At 61.2% G+C, this 18,472-nt stretch carries 16 protein-coding genes and 3 tRNA genes; 11 read left to right on the plus strand and 8 right to left on the minus strand.

Going from position 1 to position 18,472, the window contains the following annotated elements; genetic code table 11:
- The first annotated feature begins 272 nt into the window (after window positions 1–272).
- Both ACFX4T_RS24675 and ACFX4T_RS24680 read left to right on the plus strand, forming a co-directional pair.
- Window positions 273–1,310, plus strand: a complete 1,038-nt coding sequence (locus tag ACFX4T_RS24675) for a universal stress protein (protein WP_216922335.1) — start codon at window positions 273–275, stop codon at window positions 1,308–1,310.
- Between the two features lie 20 nt (window positions 1,311–1,330).
- Window positions 1,331–4,120 (plus strand): PEP/pyruvate-binding domain-containing protein, encoded by a 2,790-nt coding sequence (locus tag ACFX4T_RS24680; protein WP_377654984.1) that lies wholly within the window; start codon window positions 1,331–1,333, stop codon window positions 4,118–4,120.
- Here the strand turns inward: ACFX4T_RS24680 and ACFX4T_RS24685 are convergent.
- Together ACFX4T_RS24685 and ACFX4T_RS24690 are read right to left on the minus strand one after the other, a co-directional pair.
- Window positions 4,117–5,037, minus strand: coding sequence for a cation diffusion facilitator family transporter (locus ACFX4T_RS24685; RefSeq protein WP_377654986.1), 921 nt, complete (start codon window positions 5,035–5,037; stop codon window positions 4,117–4,119). The two genes, ACFX4T_RS24680 and ACFX4T_RS24685, sit on opposite strands and share 4 nt — an antisense overlap.
- A gap of 10 nt (window positions 5,038–5,047) precedes the next feature.
- Window positions 5,048–5,563, minus strand: a complete 516-nt coding sequence (locus ACFX4T_RS24690; RefSeq protein WP_216922330.1) for a metallopeptidase family protein — start codon at window positions 5,561–5,563, stop codon at window positions 5,048–5,050.
- A gap of 158 nt (window positions 5,564–5,721) precedes the next feature.
- On the opposite strand from ACFX4T_RS24690, the gene ACFX4T_RS24695 reads away from it, so the two are divergent.
- On the plus strand, window positions 5,722–6,645 hold the full coding sequence (locus ACFX4T_RS24695) for a carbohydrate kinase (RefSeq protein WP_223947689.1): 924 nt from the start codon (window positions 5,722–5,724) through the stop codon (window positions 6,643–6,645).
- A gap of 1 nt (window position 6,646) precedes the next feature.
- Here ACFX4T_RS24695 and ACFX4T_RS24700 read toward each other — a convergent pair whose 3' ends face one another.
- The gene (locus tag ACFX4T_RS24700) at window positions 6,647–7,654 is read right to left on the minus strand and encodes a DMT family transporter (RefSeq protein WP_223947690.1); all 1,008 of its coding nucleotides are present in this window, start codon (window positions 7,652–7,654) and stop codon (window positions 6,647–6,649) included.
- Window positions 7,655–7,804: 150 nt separating this feature from the next.
- Here ACFX4T_RS24700 and ACFX4T_RS24705 point away from each other — a divergent pair, with 150 nt between their 5' ends.
- The 6 genes from ACFX4T_RS24705 (at window position 7,805) to ACFX4T_RS24730 (ending at window position 10,307) form a co-directional block, all read left to right on the plus strand.
- Window positions 7,805–8,440 (plus strand): hypothetical protein, encoded by a 636-nt coding sequence (locus tag ACFX4T_RS24705; RefSeq protein ID WP_377654989.1) that lies wholly within the window; start codon window positions 7,805–7,807, stop codon window positions 8,438–8,440.
- Window positions 8,440–8,661 carry a helix-turn-helix transcriptional regulator gene (locus ACFX4T_RS24710; protein WP_223947692.1) on the plus strand — a complete coding sequence of 74 codons (222 nt, stop codon included), beginning with the start codon at window positions 8,440–8,442 and terminating at the stop codon, window positions 8,659–8,661. Before ACFX4T_RS24705 ends, ACFX4T_RS24710 begins: the two co-directional genes overlap by 1 nt.
- 143 nt (window positions 8,662–8,804) lie before the next feature.
- A tRNA-Glu gene (locus ACFX4T_RS24715) sits at window positions 8,805–8,877 on the plus strand.
- 85 nt (window positions 8,878–8,962) lie between these two features.
- Window positions 8,963–9,036: transfer RNA gene (locus ACFX4T_RS24720), tRNA-Asp, on the plus strand.
- A gap of 48 nt (window positions 9,037–9,084) precedes the next feature.
- Window positions 9,085–9,160 (plus strand) — tRNA-Phe (locus ACFX4T_RS24725).
- Window positions 9,161–9,428: 268 nt separating this feature from the next.
- Window positions 9,429–10,307 carry a potassium channel family protein gene (locus tag ACFX4T_RS24730; protein ID WP_223947693.1) on the plus strand — a complete coding sequence of 293 codons (879 nt, stop codon included), beginning with the start codon at window positions 9,429–9,431 and terminating at the stop codon, window positions 10,305–10,307.
- Between the two features lie 8 nt (window positions 10,308–10,315).
- Here ACFX4T_RS24730 and ACFX4T_RS24735 read toward each other — a convergent pair whose 3' ends face one another.
- The 5 genes from ACFX4T_RS24735 to ACFX4T_RS24755 all read right to left on the minus strand — a co-directional run bounded on the left by ACFX4T_RS24735 (window position 10,316) and on the right by ACFX4T_RS24755 (window position 16,354).
- Window positions 10,316–11,935 (minus strand): ABC transporter permease, encoded by a 1,620-nt coding sequence (locus tag ACFX4T_RS24735; RefSeq protein WP_377654996.1) that lies wholly within the window; start codon window positions 11,933–11,935, stop codon window positions 10,316–10,318.
- A complete protein-coding gene (locus tag ACFX4T_RS24740) occupies window positions 11,935–12,846 on the minus strand; it encodes an ABC transporter ATP-binding protein (protein WP_377654991.1) in 912 nt (303 codons plus the stop codon). Before ACFX4T_RS24740 ends, ACFX4T_RS24735 begins: the two co-directional genes overlap by 1 nt.
- Before the next feature lie 243 nt (window positions 12,847–13,089).
- On the minus strand, window positions 13,090–14,457 hold the full coding sequence (locus ACFX4T_RS24745) for an ABC transporter substrate-binding protein (protein ID WP_216922318.1): 1,368 nt from the start codon (window positions 14,455–14,457) through the stop codon (window positions 13,090–13,092).
- Between the two features lie 56 nt (window positions 14,458–14,513).
- Window positions 14,514–15,395 (minus strand): carbohydrate ABC transporter permease, encoded by an 882-nt coding sequence (locus tag ACFX4T_RS24750; protein WP_223947696.1) that lies wholly within the window; start codon window positions 15,393–15,395, stop codon window positions 14,514–14,516.
- Window positions 15,392–16,354, minus strand: coding sequence for a carbohydrate ABC transporter permease (locus ACFX4T_RS24755; protein ID WP_223947697.1), 963 nt, complete (start codon window positions 16,352–16,354; stop codon window positions 15,392–15,394). The genes ACFX4T_RS24750 and ACFX4T_RS24755 overlap by 4 nt, the downstream gene beginning before the upstream one ends.
- A gap of 465 nt (window positions 16,355–16,819) precedes the next feature.
- On the opposite strand from ACFX4T_RS24755, the gene ACFX4T_RS24760 reads away from it, so the two are divergent.
- Both ACFX4T_RS24760 and ACFX4T_RS24765 read left to right on the plus strand, forming a co-directional pair.
- Complete coding sequence (locus ACFX4T_RS24760) at window positions 16,820–17,536, plus strand: MgtC/SapB family protein (RefSeq protein ID WP_254186038.1); 717 nt, start codon at window positions 16,820–16,822, stop codon at window positions 17,534–17,536.
- A gap of 9 nt (window positions 17,537–17,545) precedes the next feature.
- Window positions 17,546–18,370: a glycerophosphodiester phosphodiesterase gene (locus tag ACFX4T_RS24765; protein WP_377654994.1), complete on the plus strand. Its 825-nt coding sequence runs from the start codon at window positions 17,546–17,548 to the stop codon at window positions 18,368–18,370.
- The last annotated feature ends 102 nt before the right edge of the window (window positions 18,371–18,472 follow it).

The raw sequence follows: 18,472 nt of genomic DNA on the forward strand, positions 1-18,472 counted from the left end.
GATAGCCTCCGCGACAGCGTGTTTTGGATGTTCATCCGCAGCGCAACCTGAAGGACGGAGAGCGTGCCAAAAACCGAGCCCGGACCGTTATCCACATACCCGATAGTCGCCTTGATTCGGCATTGCCAACCGAGAATAGTGGGCATTGGAAGGAGAACCCCACGGGTTCTTCGCCCTGGCTATTTGGTTGCACACCAGCAAGGGAACACCGGTACGGAGAACCTCTGGCAGAATGGCCGGAACATCAAGCAGTAGGTGGAGAGGCGGGCCCCATGGACCAGCACGGCAGACACGTTGAAGAACCGCGGGACGGCGAGGACCAGGCTGTGGCGCCTGGCGGAATCGTCGTCGGAGTGGATGGTTCCGAGCACGGTCAATGCGCCCTTGTATGGGCTGCGCGTGAGGCGGACCGGCGCCAACTTCCCCTGCATATAGTCACGGCTTATTCGGTGCCGATCTTCGCAGCCTCCGGCCTCGACGGCGGATACGCCACTGTGGACGATTCCGTGATCCGCGAGGGCGCGGAAGCAATCGTCAAGCAGGCCATGGATAAGGTCTCCAGTTACAACATCGACGTCGACGCTTCAGTGGAGAATGGTGATGCCGCGGGTGTCCTCCTTGACCTCTCCGCGGACGCTGCCCTTCTGGTGTTCGGCAGCCGTGGCCGTGGTGGCTTTGTCGGGCGTCTCCTGGGCTCGGTCAGCAGCGCCTTGCCGGCCCACGCAAAATGCCCCACCGTAACGGTCCCGCTGTATTGCGCAGACCGTTTGGGCGAGAACACCGAGGACAAGCACATCAAGGCTGAGCACGCCAAGTCAGGGCCCCGCACCGTGGAAAACGTCGTCGCCGTTGGTGTGGACGGTTCGGAGCAGGCCCGAGTCGCTGTCCTTGAGGCAGCCGAACAAGCCCAGCGCATGGGCGCCAAACTGCGCGTCATTTGCGCAGTCCCGCAGTACAGCGGTTCATTGGCGTGGGTGCCGGCACCGTTGGACCGCGATGCCCTGTTCGCGGACATCAAAGTCCAATTGGATGCAGGTGTCGCCTGGCTCCGCAGCCACTTCCCGCAGCTGTCTGTGGAAACAGACCTCAGGGACGGCTCACCAGTCGACGTGTTGGTTGAGGCCAGCCGGGGCGTGGAGCTCGTTGTCCTGGGTACGCGTGGCCGGGGTGGTTTCGCGGGCATGCTCCTTGGATCCACCTCTGATGGGGTGCTCCATCACGCCAAGGGCCCGGTCCTCGTTGTTCCGGACCGCGAGGATCCGCGGCTGGCAGACCGGCCAAAATTCGGACCCATGCTCGGCGCGGCTTAGGGCCATGGCGCACACCGTCCATGGATAACCAGCAGTATGGGAAGCATAGGCAGGAAGACAGCACGGGCCCGGATGTAAACGGCCAAGTGTTCATTCGGGACATCGCGGACATCCGGGCGGACATGCTCCCCGAGGTAGGTGGCAAGGCCGCCAATCTCGGCGAGTTGAATGCCGCCCACCTTCCAGTGCCCCCAGGCTTTTGCCTCACAACGTCCGCTTACCGGTACGCCCTTTCAGCGATTGGTATGGAGGAGATCTTCGCACTTCTGCAAGACGCCGGAGCTTCTGACCTTGACGAACTGAATAGGCTCGCCGCCCGGGCAAGGTCCTTGGTGCTCGACGCCGGAGTTCCCACCGACGTCGCTGAGTCGGTACGGGCGGCGTATCGGAAGTTGGGAGACGCTGCCCCCGTCGCAGTGAGGTCCTCAGCCACGGCCGAGGACTTGCCCTTCGCCAGTTTTGCCGGGCAGCAGGACACTTTCCTGAACGTGGTCGGAGAAGACGCAGTCCTGGACGCTGTAAGCCGCTGTTGGGCATCGCTCTGGACGGACCGGGCAGTGAGCTACAGGACAACCAACGGTATTGGCCATGCCACGGTGACGCTGGCCGTCGTTGTCCAGGAGATGGTGGATTCCGCGACGGCCGGTGTGATGTTCACGGCCAACCCGGTTACGGGGCGGCGGCGTGAAGCTGTGATCGATGCCAGCCCTGGCCTGGGCGAAGCCGTAGTGTCAGGCGCCGTTAATCCCGATCAGTACGTAGTTGATACGCAGAGCAACGCCATCCTGAAACGGACACTTGGTGACCGGCAGGTAGAGATCCGATCGCTTGCCGGTGGTGGCACCGAACGAATTGAGCGGGCCGGTCATACCGCGGCAACCGAAAACCATGCCGCGGCAACCGAAAACTACTCTGTACAGCCGTGCCTCAGCGATGACCAGATCCGTGCGCTGGCCGATCTGGGGAGGCGCGTCGAAGCCCACTATGGAGCCCCGCAGGACACAGAATGGGCGATCGATTCGTCCGGGAAATTGTGGCTCACGCAGGCAAGACCCATCACTACCCTCTATCCGCTGACCTCGCGAGTGCCGGCGACTCCCGGCGCGCACGCGTTCCTGAACTTCAGTCTCGCCCAAGGCCTCACCAGGCCTCTGACGCCCATGGGTCTGGCGGGTATCCGCCTGATTGCCTCCAGCGTTGCCCGCAGGGCGGCTTTCGATGTCCCCGATCCACGCTCGGGACCATCGCCCTACTATGAGGCCGGGCAGAGGATCTTCTTCGACTTCACATCCGTGCTCCGCAGCAAGGTGGGCCGGGCCATTGTGCCGCGCATCTTTGACATCATGGAGGCCCGTTCTGCGGCGGTGATTCGTGGCCTTTTCGATGACCCCCGGTTCGCCGTCGCCATCAAAACTCCGATAAGACTCATCAGGCACGTTGCGCCCGTTGCCGCTAAATACCGTGTTCCAGAGACGGTACTCCGGGGTCTTTTCCGTCCCGAGGCCGCAATGAAGCGCCAAGAGCAGCTCGGGGCGGAGCTCCATCAGGCACTCAGGGTGCCGGAGGGTATTACCGCCCATCAGCGGATCGCCCACGTACAGAGAATCCTTGGGGAGGAAGTATTCGCAACGGTGCCCCAAGTCCTGCCCCTTCCCGTTCTGGGCTTTGCGATGCTTGGGCTCGTCCGGAAAGTGCTGGGTGAGCAAGCTCCCTTGGACCAACTCCAAACGGTGATTCGCGGGCTGCCCAACAATGTCACCACCGAGATGGACATTGCACTGTGGCAGCTTGCAAGGGAAATCAGGGAAGACCCGGAGGCCTTGGCGTTCCTGGGTTATCGCACACTCGAGGAACTCGTTCAGCAGTTCAAGGGCAGGGAACTTCCAGCAGTTGCCCAATCCGGGCTTGAAGCTTTCCTGCGCAAATATGGGCACCGGGCTGTGGCTGAGATCGACCTCGGCATGCCCCGATGGTCGGATGACCCAACCCACATACTTGGCGTAGTGGTCAACTATCTGCGGCTCGAGCACACCTCTGACGCACCCGACCAGCAGTTCGCGAAAGCTGCCCGGGAGGCAGATGAACAGGTTGCCAGGTTGGTTGCGCGGGCAAGGGCCAAGAGTCCACTCCACGCCAAGCTGGTCCGTACAGCGTTGGACCGTACGCGCAGGTTTGCCGGAATGCGGGAGCTGCCCAAGTACAACCTCGTCCTCGGCTTGGCTTCGGCAAGGGAACAACTATCGCTGGTCGGAGCAGAACTGGCAGAGGCAGGGCGGATTGAACTTGCCGAGGATGTCTTCTTCCTTGACCTCAACGAAGTAGAAACCGCCTTGGCCGGCAACAAGCTCCACCAACTCGTGGCAGATCGCCGCGCAGACTACGCGCAGGAACTGAGGCGTCGGCATATTCCGCGGGTATTGCTCTCAGACGGGACGGAACCCGAAGCGACTGCTGCAGGTGGCAGTCCAGCTTCTCCCGGAGCCCTCTCCGGCAGTCCGGCGTCGGCGGGCGTCATCACAGCCCCGGCGCGGGTCATCCTGGACCCCGTTGGCGCCCATCTGGAACCTGGGGAAATCCTCGTGGCGCCCTCCACCGACCCCGGCTGGACGCCCCTGTTCCTCACCGCGGGCGGCCTTGTCATGGAAATGGGCGGTCCCAACTCCCACGGCGCCGTGGTGGCCCGCGAATACGGCATACCGGCGGTGGTGGGCGTGCCCGATGCAACCCTGCGGATCAGCTCAGGCCAGATCATCACGGTGGATGGAGCAGCAGGAACGGTAACTACGACACCAGGTGACGCGCCCGGCTAGGCGTGCTGGTGTGACTCGTGCTCGGAGTGGCTGACAGGTTCCAGCTGGAAGGTGCAGTGCTCGGTGTCGAAATGGCGCCCCAAGCAGGATCCGAGCTGGTCCAGGATGCTGTCTGCGCCGCTGGCGTTAAGGACCTCGTCTTCCACAACAACATGGGCGGAGAACACGGGCACCCCGGAAGTGATGGTCCAGATGTGGATGTCGTGGGCCTCCACTACGCCGTCCACGGCAAGGATGTGCTCGCGGATCATGTTTACGTCAACGCCCTTGGGGGTAGCTTCCAGAAGTACGTCCACAACATCGCGGAGCAGGTGCCAGGCGCGGGGGATGATCATGAGGGCGATCAGGACAGAGGCAATGGGGTCGGCGGCAGTGAAGCCCGTGGTCATGATGACGATGGCTGCCACGATAACGGCGATCGAGCCGAGAAGATCGCCAAGCACCTCAAGGTAGGCCCCGCGGACGTTGAGGCTTTCTTTTTGGGCCCCCTGCAGGATCATCAGCGAAATGAGGTTGGCTACGGCGCCCAGGATCGCCGCCCACAGCATGACGTCCGTATGGATTTCCGGCGACTCCCCAAAGCGGCGGACGGCCTCGATCATGATGACGACTGCGATGACGATGAGTACAAGGGCGTTAGCCAAGGCCGCGAGGACCTCGGCCCGTTGATATCCGTAAGTCCGTTGATCGCTCGCCGGGCGGGTCGCGATCCAGGCCGCCATCAACGCGATGAATACGCCTGCAGCGTCGGACAGCATGTGGCCTGCATCGGCCAGCAGCGCCAGCGATCCGGAGATGAGTGCGCCAGCTACCTGGATGCCCACCACACCCAAGGTGATGGCCAGGACGGCAATCAGCCGTTTGCGATGTTTGCCGGTTGCCGTTACTCCGTGGGAGTGGTTGTGATCGTGCCCCATGCTTACAAGGCTAGCCCCAGCCGAGCTCATGCAGGCGGTCGTCGTCAATTCCGAAGTGGTGGGCGATCTCGTGGATCACCGTTATGGCCACTTCGTCGATGACTTCCTCGCGGGTGGCGCAGATGTCCAGGATGGGTTGCCGGAAAATAGTGATCCGATCCGGCAATGAGCCCGCTTCCCACCAGGAGTCGCGTTCGGTCAACGGCACGCCCTCGTACAAACCAAGTAACACGGTGTCCGGATCTTCATCTGGGCGCGGGGTGTAGTCGTCCTCGATGAAGATCGCCACGTTGTCCATGGCGCTGGCAGCTTTGGGCGGGATCAGCTGCAAAGCGTCGCTCACAGCTTCTTCGAACTCCTCCGGCGACATTTGGAACGGTGCGGCAGGAAAGTCCGCGTCAACTCCGGCCAATCCAGTGGGGGCATGCTCGATTGGGCTATGCACTGCCGTCCGCTCCGGAAGCGGAGAGGACGGGAGATCGCCGTCGGGAACGATGGGCAGGCCGGGAGGGAGATTCGCGGACATGATCCGACTCTAGTCCCAACAAGGAACATTGACGCCCTGGAGGTGATGCTCGCTGGTGCACCGTCCCCAGATCATGCTGAACTGTTCGAATGCGAGCTCGTCGAACGGCATTCCGTAGGCAAGCCTCCGCATCTCACCAACGAACGAACAGGAACCGCATGACCGCCACTCCTACCTCCGCATCTGAGCCCCTCGACGTCGTCGTGGTAGGCGAGGCGCTCATCGACATCGTGGAGTCGTCCGATGGGCAGATCGAATATCCCGGAGGCTCACCGGCCAACGTTGCCTACGGGCTCGGGCGCCTGGACGTGAAGGCGGGCCTGCTGACCGCCATCGGACGGGACCAGCGGGGCGACGCCATTGCCGCGCACCTTCAGGGCGCGGGCGTGGTACTGCTGCCGGGATCAAAGTCGCTGGGCAAGACGGCGACAGCCACCGCCCGGATCGCTGCGGACGGTTCGGCTGAGTACACGTTCGAGATTGATTGGGCACTTGCTCCGCTCGCGCTGCCGTATGCCCCAAGAATCCTGCACACAGGTTCGATCGCAACATTCCTTGAACCTGGGGCCAGCGTTGTCCGGAGCCTGTTGGAACAGGCGCAGGGCGGCTGCATGATTACTTACGATCCCAACATCCGCGTCGATCTCCTCGGCAGCCACCACGAGGCACTTTCCCTTTTCGAGGAGTTGGTACCATTGACGGACGTCGTGAAAATGAGCGCCCACGACGCCCGTTGGCTATACCCGGGCAAGGAGTTTGAGGACACTGCGAACCACCTCCTGGCATTGGGCACTGGGCTCGCAGTAGTGACCCAGGGCTCCAGTGGTTCGCTCATGGCCACCCGGCACATACAACTCACCGTCCCCGCCATTCCCTCGAACGTGGCCGACACCATCGGCGCCGGGGATTCATACATGTCGGCACTCATTATGGGCCTGCTCCTGCGTGGCAGCGACGGCCTGGCGCCCACGGTCCTGGAGCGGATCGGCACCACGGCATCCATGGCAGCTTCCATTACTGTCGGCCGTCCGGGTGCCAATCCGCCCACCCACCGAGAACTCCTTGCGGGTATGGCCCGCTAGCTCACTTGGCTGTCCGCCGTGCAACCTTCGAGGTCCGCGCGGCAGCAACCTCTGGCGTGCGCCGGGCAACCCTTGGCGTGCGCCGAGTCAGGGCCACGCCGATCAAGCACACCACGCCGCCGATCAGTCCCCAGATCGTTGGGACTTCCTGAAGCACAGCCCAGGAGATGAGGATAGTGGTGCCTGGGACAAGGTACGTCGTGGCCGCCAATTTGCCGGCCGAAATCAGGGACAGCGCGTACGCCCACGTTGTGAAGGCGATGGCCGTAGGAAAGATGCCCAGATAGACCAAGCCGAGTGTGGCCGGCAGCGGCGCTGACTGGACTTCCGCGATCAATTGCCCTGTCCACGGGAGGCAGCAAACAGCGCCCACCATGATGCCGAACCACGTGGCTTGCCCGGCAGTAAACTTCCGCAGGACCGGTTTCTGGAGGATCGCGCTGACAGAGGCGAGCACGGCGGCAAGCAAGCACAACAACACCCCGGCGACATCCGCCGTCGAACGCTGTCCCGAACCGAGGGCGATCATCGCCACGCCACCGAACGCAACGGCGCTCCCGATCAGCAACCACCGCGGGAAGCCTTCCTTAAGGACCACTCCGGCGAGGACTGCAATGAGGATGGGCGAGACGTTGATCAGCATGGCGCTGGTACCGGCGTCGAGCATGTGCTCCGCGGCGTTCAGCGCCACGTTGTAACCGCCGAACCACATCACCCCGTACGCCACAATGGGCCACCATTCCTTGCCCCGCGGCCAGACTTTCAGGGTAGGCAGCACCACAATTCCAAGAACGACGGCGGCAACCGCCAACCGTCCGAGCGTCAAGGAACCGGGGGAGAAGCTTGGGCCCACAGCGCGGATGCCGACGAACGCTGAAGCCCACAGGACTACGGTGACGACGACGGCGGCGATGCCGAGTTTGCTGATGGGCGCTGCAGGCGCGGGGGTGTTGCGCGGTTGCATGCCCGGGGACGGCTGGCCGGGTTCGGCCGGGGTGGTGGTTGTCATAGAGCCAATCTAGTGCCGGGGAGGCTGGCTCGGCTGGCGGTTTTCGGACGCGTCACGGCAATAAGCTGCCAATGTTTGACGCCGCGTGGTCTGCGGAGTTATCTTATCGATGTTCGATATTAACGAATGTCGATAACCATTGGGGGAATCGTGGGTTCAAAAAGAAAGATCATTGATTCGTTGGCGCGCGTGAGTGTGCTCTCGAGAGTGGATTCGGCCGTACTCATTGTCGTCTCTGTGGCGGTGGCCATTGCCGCTTCGGTTTCAACAGCCTCGACGATCATCAGCAATGGCTCCGGAGAGGTGGTCCTGCGGCTGCCCCTTGACCCCTCCACTCGGGAGTCGGAAGCGCTGGATCTCGGTGCTGTTGCCCGCGTCTCGCAAGTGCAGGTAAGCGTCCCCGGCCTTCCTGAATATGAGGCTTCACTCCTGGGTTGGTCGGCAGCCATGAATCTGGTGGCCGTCCTCTGCGTCGTTTTGCTCCTGGTTCTGCTGGCCTATCGACTTACGAGCAGCATGCTGTTCGGCCCGCGCACTGCCGTCATCGTTGGGTCCGCCGGCATGCTCCTGGCAATTTCGGGAAGCGCAGCCCAGATTCTGGATTCCACCGCCAAGAACCGGCTGGCAGAAGAGCTTGGAGCCGCGCCGGCAAGGGCCGGGGAAACGTTGCTCTACCTTTCCGAGTTCAACCCTGCACATTTGGTGGCTGGTGGAGCGTTGGTGTTGCTTGCGGGCGTCTTCCAGTTTGGACGACGCCTACAGCGCGACACCGAAGGCCTTGTCTGATGCCTGCCGAAGAAATAACTGCCATTCACTGCAAGCTGGACGAGTTGCTGGAGCTCCGCGGGATGACACTGACGGAGCTCAGCCGTCGCGTTGGGGTGAGCCTCGTCAACCTATCCGTCCTCAAAAACGACCGGGCCAAGGCCATCCGCTTCTCTACGCTCACGGCCATCTGCGAGGCGCTCGACTGCCAGGTTGGCGACCTCCTTGAGCACGTCCGGTAACCTCCCTTTGAGGGGCGTCCAAACCTCGATTTGGGAATATCGCTATCTATGCTCTAAAGTTTTAGAGTCCAGTTCGGACGGGTGAGAACCGAAAAGAACGCATAAAGTGTTGTTTTTCCTCGCATAATCCGAATTGAGTTCAGGCCCCCATCGTCTAGCGGCCTAGGACACCGCCCTTTCACGGCGGCGGCACGGGTTCGAATCCCGTTGGGGGTACGCAAGGCAAGTGGTAAATCGGATGAAAAAAGTCTGGTAAGCTAGAAGCCTTGAAAAAAACGCGGTAGAGATACTGCAAACGCAAGGCCCTGTAGCGCAGTTGGTTAGCGCGCCGCCCTGTCACGGCGGAGGTCGCGGGTTCAAGTCCCGTCAGGGTCGCTCTGAGCGCCGGAAGTAATTTCGGTTCTCAAGGTGACTTGTCACCTAGGCTCTGTAGCTCAGTTGGTAGAGCGTTCGACTGAAAATCGAAAGGTCACCGGATCGACGCCGGTCGGAGCCACCAGCGAAAACCCCGTCTTTCCCAGCAACAAAAGGGAAAGGGCGGGGTTTTTCTTTACGTCCTCCATGCTCCCCGGAAAGACTCGATCTGGCCCGCTCGGGAGAAATCTGAAGCAAAGCCCTGATATTCCCCTGGTAGAGGGTCGGTGCCCTTTCCGCACGCGAGACCGCCGTAGAGAAATGGTCTCTGCAGACCGGGCCGATCGCGAGGATCAGCGCGGTCCGGCGGCACACAGCACCGCCGCTGAGCCGGGAGGAATCTATGATGAGGCATGGACTTCGGGGACGTGTTGTGGACCGTGTTGGGAGCCGGGCTGATTCTGCTCATGCTCGTCGACGTCTTCCACACGCTACTTTATCCGCACGGTTCGGGGCCGGTGAGCAGGATGATAATGCGCGGATTCTGGCTTCTTTCCAAACGAATCAGGGGACGGGCCTCTTCGTTGGCAGCTCCCGTGGCAATGGCTGCAGTTATCGGCGCTTGGGCAGCCCTGGTAGTCGTAGGCTGGGCCCTGCTCTACCTACCGCATCTGCCGGAGGGTTTCGTTTACGAAGCCGGGGTGCCGCAGCAGAGCGATTTCTTCGAAGCGGTCTACGTCTCGATGGTCACGCTTTCCACGGTGGGATTCGGAGACGTAGTGGCAGGCAGTCCTCTGCTCAGGCTGGTCTCTGCCTCCGAGGCAGTCACGGGTTTCGGGTTGCTGACGGCCACGGTCTCTTGGATCCTTCAGATGTACCCTGCCCTGAACCGCCGTCGGGCTCTTGCCCACCAACTGAACCTGTTCAGGGAAGCTGCAGGCCCTGCCGGCGCATCTTCAATGGATCCGCGCCATGCCGCGGGACTGCTCGAATCGCTGGCCAGAAGCGTCGCGTCCGTAAGCGTGGACATGCTCTCTTTCCACGAAACCTATTACTTCCATGAAGTCGAGCCCAGGGGATCCCTGCCGGCCACTGTCGTGTATGCCCATCACCTCGCGTCGGGAGCCAAAGCGAGTGAGAACCGGGAACTCCAGTTTGCCGGACGGATGCTGGAGGCAGCTTTGGAAGATCTAGCAACGGTTCTTCGCGGCAGATTCCGTCATCCTGGGACGACATCCCTGGAGGTGTTTGACAATTATTCAAGGCATCACAGACATCGTCAGTCCGGGTGACGGTCTGTTCATGCGGTGAGGTCCCGGCGTCGGATCCGCGCGACGGAAGACAACGCGAGTGCGGTGGCGACCGCCGTTAACGCGATGGCACCCGCGACGTTGAAATCCTCCACTGGCATCGCCGAGGAGTGCCAGAACGGGCTTAGGCTCACAAGCCATCCGGGCACCCCGAAGAAGTCCCCGAACTGGTCCAGCACCAACGAGACGGCAAGGATTCCCCAGCCCAGCGGGACGCTAAGCCGTGGGGCGATTGAGAATGCCAACGCGGTGACTGCCAGGAACACGAACGCCGCCGGGGCATGCGCCAGTGCCGCGGGCAGCAGGTAGCCTGCCCGTTGAGGAGCCGTCCCGGAGAGCCCAAGACCCACGGCGGCCGCCGTTCCGCCAGCTATCGTCACCAGTACGGCTGACCCGGCCGCCACCAGCACGTTGGCGCCGAGCCAGCGTTCCACGGACTGGGGCGTTGAGAGTAGGAACTCAGCCCTGCCTTCTGTCTCTTCGGCTCGCATGCGTAGCACGGCCTGGATCCCTGACGCTGCAGCCAGTACCCCCACGATTCCCAACAAAGCTGTGATGAAAAGGTCCACCGCATCAACATGGACGCCGGGGACAAGCCGGGAGAGCAGATCCTGGAGGGCTGAGCTGCCTGACATGGCATCCCTGACGATGGGTCCAAAAGCCCCGGCCAGGGCACCCAGTACTCCCGCTCCCACGCACCAGCCCACGATGGTGGAGCGCTGCAACCGCCAAGTCAGACCAAACAAGGACCCGCCTCCCAGGCCCGCTCTTTCCTTCCCGTAACGCCGGCTTAGCAGAGCGGCGTCGAGGTCCCGGCGTTCCCTCACCAGAACGGAGGCGGAGGCCAACAGGACAGCCGCCGCCAGAAGTACCAGCAGAGGCAGTGGATCGGCAGCGGTGAAAGGCCGGGACCGTTGGCCCCACCCGATTGGCGACAGCAACGAAATCCACGAGCTTGTCACATGCTGCAGATCGGCGCCGGGAGTGCCCACGGCATCCCCGACACCGCGCATCAGGTAAGACACACCCACCAGGGCAGCAGCTGCCCCGTTGGCGCTGCGCCCTGATGGCATAGCCTGGGCAACCACTGCGCCGACCGCGCCGAAGAATAGCCCTACAGAGCCCACAGCTGCCCCGGCCATCAGGGAACCAAGTACCGGTAGCCCGGCAGCGATGAATCCCGCGCCCACCGTCCCCGCAAGCACAAGGTTGGCAGCCGCAGCCAGTACCAGTGTGGCGATCAACGGCGCGGACCTCCAGTGTGGTGTGGAACCCAGGAGTTCTGCGCGTCCGAGCTCTTCATCCGTGCGGGTGTGCCGCACAGTCAGGAAGGTGCTCATCAGCGCGGCGAGGACGGCTGTGAATGCATAACCCTGAAAGAATACGACCGCGCCGGTGCTGGTACCGTCCGGGACACCCCGGACGAAAAGGAAGGCCGGACTTGACGTGGCCACCGTGATGATCGCGGTGCGTGAGGGCGTGTCTCCGAATTGAGTGGCGACCGCTGTTGCGGTTGCGAACCCCAGCACCGCTATGCCTCCGACCCATAAGGGGAGCACCAGTTTGTCCCGATGGGCTTGGAAGCGCACCAGCTGCAGCAGGCCGGACATCACTGCATCTCCGGAGTGGCTTGGCCATAGTGGCCCAGGAACAGCGATTCCAGGGAAGGTGGCGAGGCGGAGAAGCCATCGAATCCCAAGGCAGATAGCCCGGCGAGGAGAGCGGGAACGTCGCCGGCGTCAGCATCGAATTCAGCGCTCGTTCCGTCAATGCTCAGTTCATGGATTCCCGGAAGCGAAGCCAGTCGATCGGGCTCGGTCAGGCCAGTCACCCGGAAGCGGGTGCGTCTTAGGTGCCGGAGGTCTGCCAAGGTCCCTGTTTCGACGGCCGTGCCGGACCGGATGATGGTGACCCGGTCACACAGTTGTTCGACCTCGCTGAGGATATGGCTGGAGAGCAGGATGGTGGCGCCCTCCTGGTGGACCCGTTGAATCTCGGCACGGAACACTGCATCCATGATGGGGTCCAACCCGGAGCTGGGTTCATCGAGCAGGTAAAGCCGGGCGGTGCGCGCGAAGGCGGCGATGAGCGCCGCCTTTTGGCGGTTGCCCTTGGAATAAGTTCGCGATTTTTTCCGCGGATCAAACTCAAAGTCGGTGATGAGTCGTCTGCGCAAAGCCTCATCAGCCCCGCCTCGCAGACCTGTAAGCAGGTCAATGACTTCACCGCCGGTGAGGTTCGGCCACAGTGAGACGTCGCCGGGAACGTAGGCGATATCCCGGCGGGCACGGACCGGTTCCACCCAAGGATCGCGCCCGAAGACACGAACGGTTCCCGATGAAGGGCGGATCAGTCCCAGCAGCACCCTGAGCGTCGTGGATTTTCCGGCCCCGTTGGGACCAAGAAATCCGTGGATCTCCCCGTCGGAGACTTTGAGATTGAGATCGTTCAAGGCAAGTGTCCGGCCGAAGTCTTTGGTGAGCTCCGTCGATTCAATGATGGGGTGGGCTAATGCGTTCATGGCCGGTCCGCTCCTCGGGTCCACAGACGAACGCGACCGGCGGATGCCAGGGCGTTCCGCGGCTTTCAGCCACGGGCCGACCAGGCTTCCCGGCTCTCCGCTCCACAGCATACAAGCCCCGCGGCGCCCCGGAAAGGGCAGCAATCCGGTTCCCGGGGCCATCTGGGAGGAAAGGTCTTGAGCTTTAGTCCTCGTGCGTAAGCGTAGGCACCCCCAACGATGCCTACGCTTACGCACCGGGGCTTACGACTTCAGCTTCGGCTTCACATCCTTGTTGTAGATGGCCTCCAACGTTCCCTTCAACTCGGTCAGCGTTGCCTGCACATCGGCCTTTTCATTCATGATCCTGGTAGCTGCTTTGGCCAGCTCCTGATCTCCGCCGGGGAGGAACGTTCGGGCAAAGTCCTGGGTGCGCGTCTCCTTGAGCTGGTCTACGACAGTTTGGAATTCCGGTGTCTGGGCAACAATCGCCGAGATATCTGCCGCCTCGGCTACGGGCATGTAGCCGGTTGCAGCAGACAACGTAGACGTGCTCTGCGCGTTCGTCATGAAGGTGACGAACTTAGCCGCTGCAAGCTGCCGTTCGGGTGACGTTTTGCTGGCGATCACCAAACCGGAACCGCCCGTGGGACAAACCTGCGAGGCCGCAGCCGACCCACCCGGCAAGAACCCGACGTCGATCCTCATGTTTGCTTCCTTCGCCGCCTTGAGGGTGGCTGCGAGGTCGGCGGACGAGCTGATCGTGGCGCTGATTGCACCGGCTTGAAGGTCGGTAATGGCATTCTTGGAGGAGACCCCGGCCCAGCCATTCTTCACAATGGAGTCCTGCACCCACTGCATCGCGGCAACAGATTGGCTTGAATTTGCCGTAATCTCCCACTCCTTGGACCAACCGCCGCCTTGGCCCCACAGCACGTTTTGAAGGGTCCACCCGGCGTAACCTGCGATCGCGGGGTACTGGTAGGCGTTTTGGTATCCGGAAGCTGAGGCATTTGCCGACTTAATCCTGGGGGCCCATTCGGCGAACTCTTCCCAGGTTTTTGGCGCGCGCTCGGGAACGCCGGCCGCCTTGAAGTGGTCCTTATTGAAGTAGAACAACGGGGTTGAACGGGCGTAGGGGACTGCCCACAGCTGATCAGAATATTCGTAATCGGCGATCAACCCGGACTTGTAGTCGGAGGAACTGACGTTGACAGCTTTGAGAAGAGCATTGATCGGAAGGATGGCACCTGAGACCGCGTAACGGAACCACCACACATCCGATGCCACTACCACGTCCGGTACTTCGCTCCCGGCTTGGGAAGTTTGGAACTTTTGCGCCACTTCCTCGTAGTTTGAGCCTCCGGTGATGAGGTTGACCTTGATATCCGGATTGGCCGCTTGGAAAGCCTCTATCAGTTTCTGCTCGGTATCCCGGGACTTACCGGGATGGCTGGACATGAAACTGATGCTTGGCGCAGGTTTGACCTTGGACCAATCCTCCGCAGAGAGCGCCTTTGCTGATGTGCTTCCGGCATCCGTCGAGGGGCCGCCGCAGGCTGCAAGCGCGACGGCGGTGACTGAGGCTCCAGCCAAGCCGAGGAAATGCTTCCGGGAAAGTGTTTTTGACATTGGGGAAGTGCCTTTCTAGTGATCGAGGTGCTCAAGCATCCTCAAAGGGTGGAGTTTTAGCCGGTAACCGAGCCCTGAGTGAGCCCGGAGACGATGTACCGCTGCAGCGCGGCAAAGATGAGCAGGATCGGTAGTAGGACGATCACCGCACCGGCCATGAGCATGCCCCAGTTCTGGGTGCTGCCATCGCTGTTGACAAGCTGCGTCAAGCCCACAGGAAGGGTCATCATGTCCGGATGGTCCGTGACGATCAGCGGCCAGATGTACTCGTTCCATTCAGAAACGATGGTCACCAATGCAACGGTCGCGATGCTCGGCACGGACACCGGGACAACGATCTTCCAGAGCTTGCGCCAGTGGCCCGCACCGTCGATTTCCGCCGATTCCAGGATTGCCGGCGGCAGTGTGAGGAAGTGCTGCCTGAGGAGGAAGGTGCCAAACGCCGTTCCCAAGCCTGGAAGGATAATTCCCCAATAGGTGTTGAGCCCTCCCATGCCTGCGATCAAAACGTAGTTGGGAAGCACGGAAACCTGCGGCGGGACCATGAGCGCAACCAGAATCAGTAGGAAGATCACCCTCTTGAAGGGGAAACGGATAAACACGAGTGCGTAGGCCGTGAAGACTGCAAGTACGCATTTAATGGTGGATCCGATGACTGTGACGATCACGCTGTTGAGGAAGAATCGCGCGAAGGGCACGGTAGATGCTGCATCTGCGTAGTTCTGAAGACTTGGGTTCTTCGGCAGCAGAGTCAGGTTTGTTGTCACGATCTCGCCGGGCGCTTTGAGGGAAGACAACATCATCCACAGAAGGGGCACGAAGACCACCAGGGTTGCCAGCAGAAGGGGGACGTAACCCCCGGCAATCGTCTTGCCAAGGTTTTGCCAGGAAAGTGGACGGTCACGAGGTGCTGTGGTTTCAAGGGTGTTGGTGCTCATGAGTAGTGAACCTTTCGCTCCACGAAGCGCAACTGCACAGCCGTCATGACGAGCAATCCAGCGAACAGCACAACCGAGATGGCCGCGGAGTATCCGGCCCGGTTGTAGGAGCCGAATGCCTGCAGGTAGGAGTCAAAGATCAGGGTGCTGGTTCCGTTGCCGGATGGAGTCATGATGCGGATGATGTCGAACGCCTGCAGGGAGCTCAGCAGTGAGGTGATCAGGAGGAAGAAGGTGGTGGGGGAAAGAAGGGGAAGCACCACCGACGTGAAGCGCCGCAGGCTACTGGCGCCATCCAACGAGGCAGCCTCCAGGAGCTGGGCCGGAACGGACTGCAGCCCTGCCAGATACACCACTGCGCAATAGCCGAGGTTCTTCCACACGTACACGATGATGACCATGAGCAGCGCGAGCTTAGGATCGTTGACCCACTGGGGACTCGCCTGGCCAACTGTGCGGAGAATCCATGAAAGGACGCCGTACGTAGGATCGAAAATGAACAACCACACCAAGCCGACGCCGACGCCGGAAAGGACGTAGGGCGCGAAAACCACTGCCCGGGCGAATGTTGTGCCCTTCAGTCTCTGGTTAAGAGCCAACGCCACCAGCAGACCCAGGATCATCGCACCGCCAACGGTGGTGATCGTAAATATGGCTGTTACGCCCAGCACGCTGGAAGCGTCGGGGGAGGTAAAGAATTCCACATAGTTACCCAGCCCCACATTCGTTGCTGTGGCTGCCCCGAGCGTCCAGTCGAGGGTGGAATAGTAAAAGTTGGTGACCAGCGGACGGTAGGTAAAGAGGAGGATGAGCAGGACATTGGGTGCCGCGAAAGCGGCAAAAACCCATGCGTCCCTACGTGTTCTCCGATTCCACCGTCGGTTCTTCGGGATGCTTAGTGGCGGTCTGTGGACCGGTGCCCTGCTGGTTTGCGCATCACTTGTATCTAATCTGCCCATGGAAAACCCTCACGTTGACCCCCTCGTCATCGCTGTCCGGGCGACTTAGCACTTGCAAAAAAAGCATTTGTTTCACATTTGACCTGACAACCTAACTTCAGGTCATTGGTCAACCTACACATAAAGATGATCGATCACAAGACCCGATTCCGTGATGGTGGAAATGGGCTTCTATGGCTTGTTGTTGGGTATTTCGGCAGCCAAACCGCTCTTCGAAATATCATGCTAATACGTCTTAACAAAGGTGACCGATCATTTTGCACGAATGTGCAGAAGCGTTGACTGCAACGTTCCTTTGCTTGAAGAATGAGCGGGAGGACCGGCTCGCGTCGTGTCTACCTTGAGCTGCTTTTGCATGGGACATCCGTACCGGACTGGATCTTCCACATAGAGGACAGAAGAAGGGGGTTGATAACCGAATCGGAGCACTAAGTGATCTTCAGCGCGGATACACAGTGGTGGCAGATGTGTCTGGCCTTGGCCGCAGCACTCGTCCTGTCCACGGCCATAGGGTTTGAACGCCAGAGCAAGAACAAGTCTGCGGGCATGAGAACACATGCCATGGTCGGATTGGGAGCTGCATTGTTTATGGTCGTGAGCAAATACGGCTTCAGCGACGTACTGGCGGTGGACCTGGTGAGGCTGGATCCCTCCCGGCTGGCGGCTCAAGTGGTCTCCGGCATTGGCTTCATAGGGGCGGGACTGGTGTTCGTGCGGCGCAACCAAGTCCGCGGATTGACGACAGCAGCCTCCATCTGGGTCACCGCAGCAGTCGGAACGTCCGCCGGGGCAGGCCTCTTGCTTCCCGCCGTCTTCGTCACCGCAGCCCACTTCGTGATCGTCTACGTCTATCCCGTGGTGACCGCGAAGCTCCGCTTTGGTTTGCCAAGCCAATGGCTGTTGAAAGTGACGTACGTGGACGGTGTCGGAGCCCTGCGGGACGTGCTCCGAACGTGCACCGAGCAAGGATTCCGTGTTCAGGGCTTCGCTACGACGCGGGGTTCCGCCGAGTCCAAGGGCGTGATGGACCGGTTGATGACAGCTACGGAAACCGCCGCCGCAGCTGACCTCATTGAGATAGAGCTGGAGATTGAAGGCACCATGGCAGCGTCGGACATCGTCGCCCAACTGTCTCAACTCACCACTGTCATTGAAGTTTCCCTCGTGGACGAAACGGAATAGGAAGCTCAAATGATCGAGATTCAGGGCCATCGGGGCGTTCTGGCCACACGGCACGGGAATACACTGGCGAGCTTCGTCGAGGCACTTCGCCTTGGCGTAGATGCCATCGAAGTCGATGTCTGGCTGACGTCGGACATGCAACTGGTATTGAGACACGACGCCGTCATCGGATCCTCCGACATCAGGTTGGAGACCATGCTTCAGGCCGTAGTCGAGAAACACCCTGCCACGGTTACCGACGTCGATCCTGAAACACGTGCGCCGTCGCTGTCGGAGACCGTTGCCCTGTTGCGCTTCGCCAATGCCACCGGCGTCGTTCTGGACATTGAAGTCAAGACTGACGGTGCGGACTGGGACCTGTATGGCCACCGAATAGTGACTGAATTGTCCAAGGTGCTGAAGGCTCACCAGGACGAACAGGCCTTGCGCGTCCGCAGCTTTGATCCTCAAATCATCCGGGCAATGTCCGGGATGTTGCCGGGAGTTCCGCTGGTAGCGCTGAGCAGGGAGAGCCCCGTCCGGTCGGTAGGCCTCTATCCTTCCGCCGCTAAGGAACTCGTGACCGCTGCTTTGGCAACCGGGGCTTCCGCCGTGGCGCCCGCTTTTGGAACTCTCGACGCCGGATTGGTCGCCGAAGCTCATTCCGCCGGACTCAAGGTGTTCCCTTGGACGCTGGAGACAGGCGATGAAATCCGTGCGGCGGTCCGGCTCGGAGTCGATGGGGTCTGCGTCAACGACGTCGCACTTGCCCGCGAAGTCCTGGCTGCGTTGGGCGAACCCCTTGCAGCAGCCCACGTCATGGCCTTGCCGTTGCTGCAGCGTTCCCCGGCCTAGCCAGGGAACGCTGCAGCAGCCGGAATCAGTCATTTTTCGGCGTTGGGGCAGCCCCAGGATGTGGGGTTTTCCTGGCAGGTGTCGGCGACGAGTGCTTTTTCT

This window comes from Paenarthrobacter sp. YIM B13468 (genome assembly GCF_042788025.1).
Lineage (GTDB): Bacteria > Actinomycetota > Actinomycetes > Actinomycetales > Micrococcaceae > Arthrobacter > Arthrobacter aromaticivorans.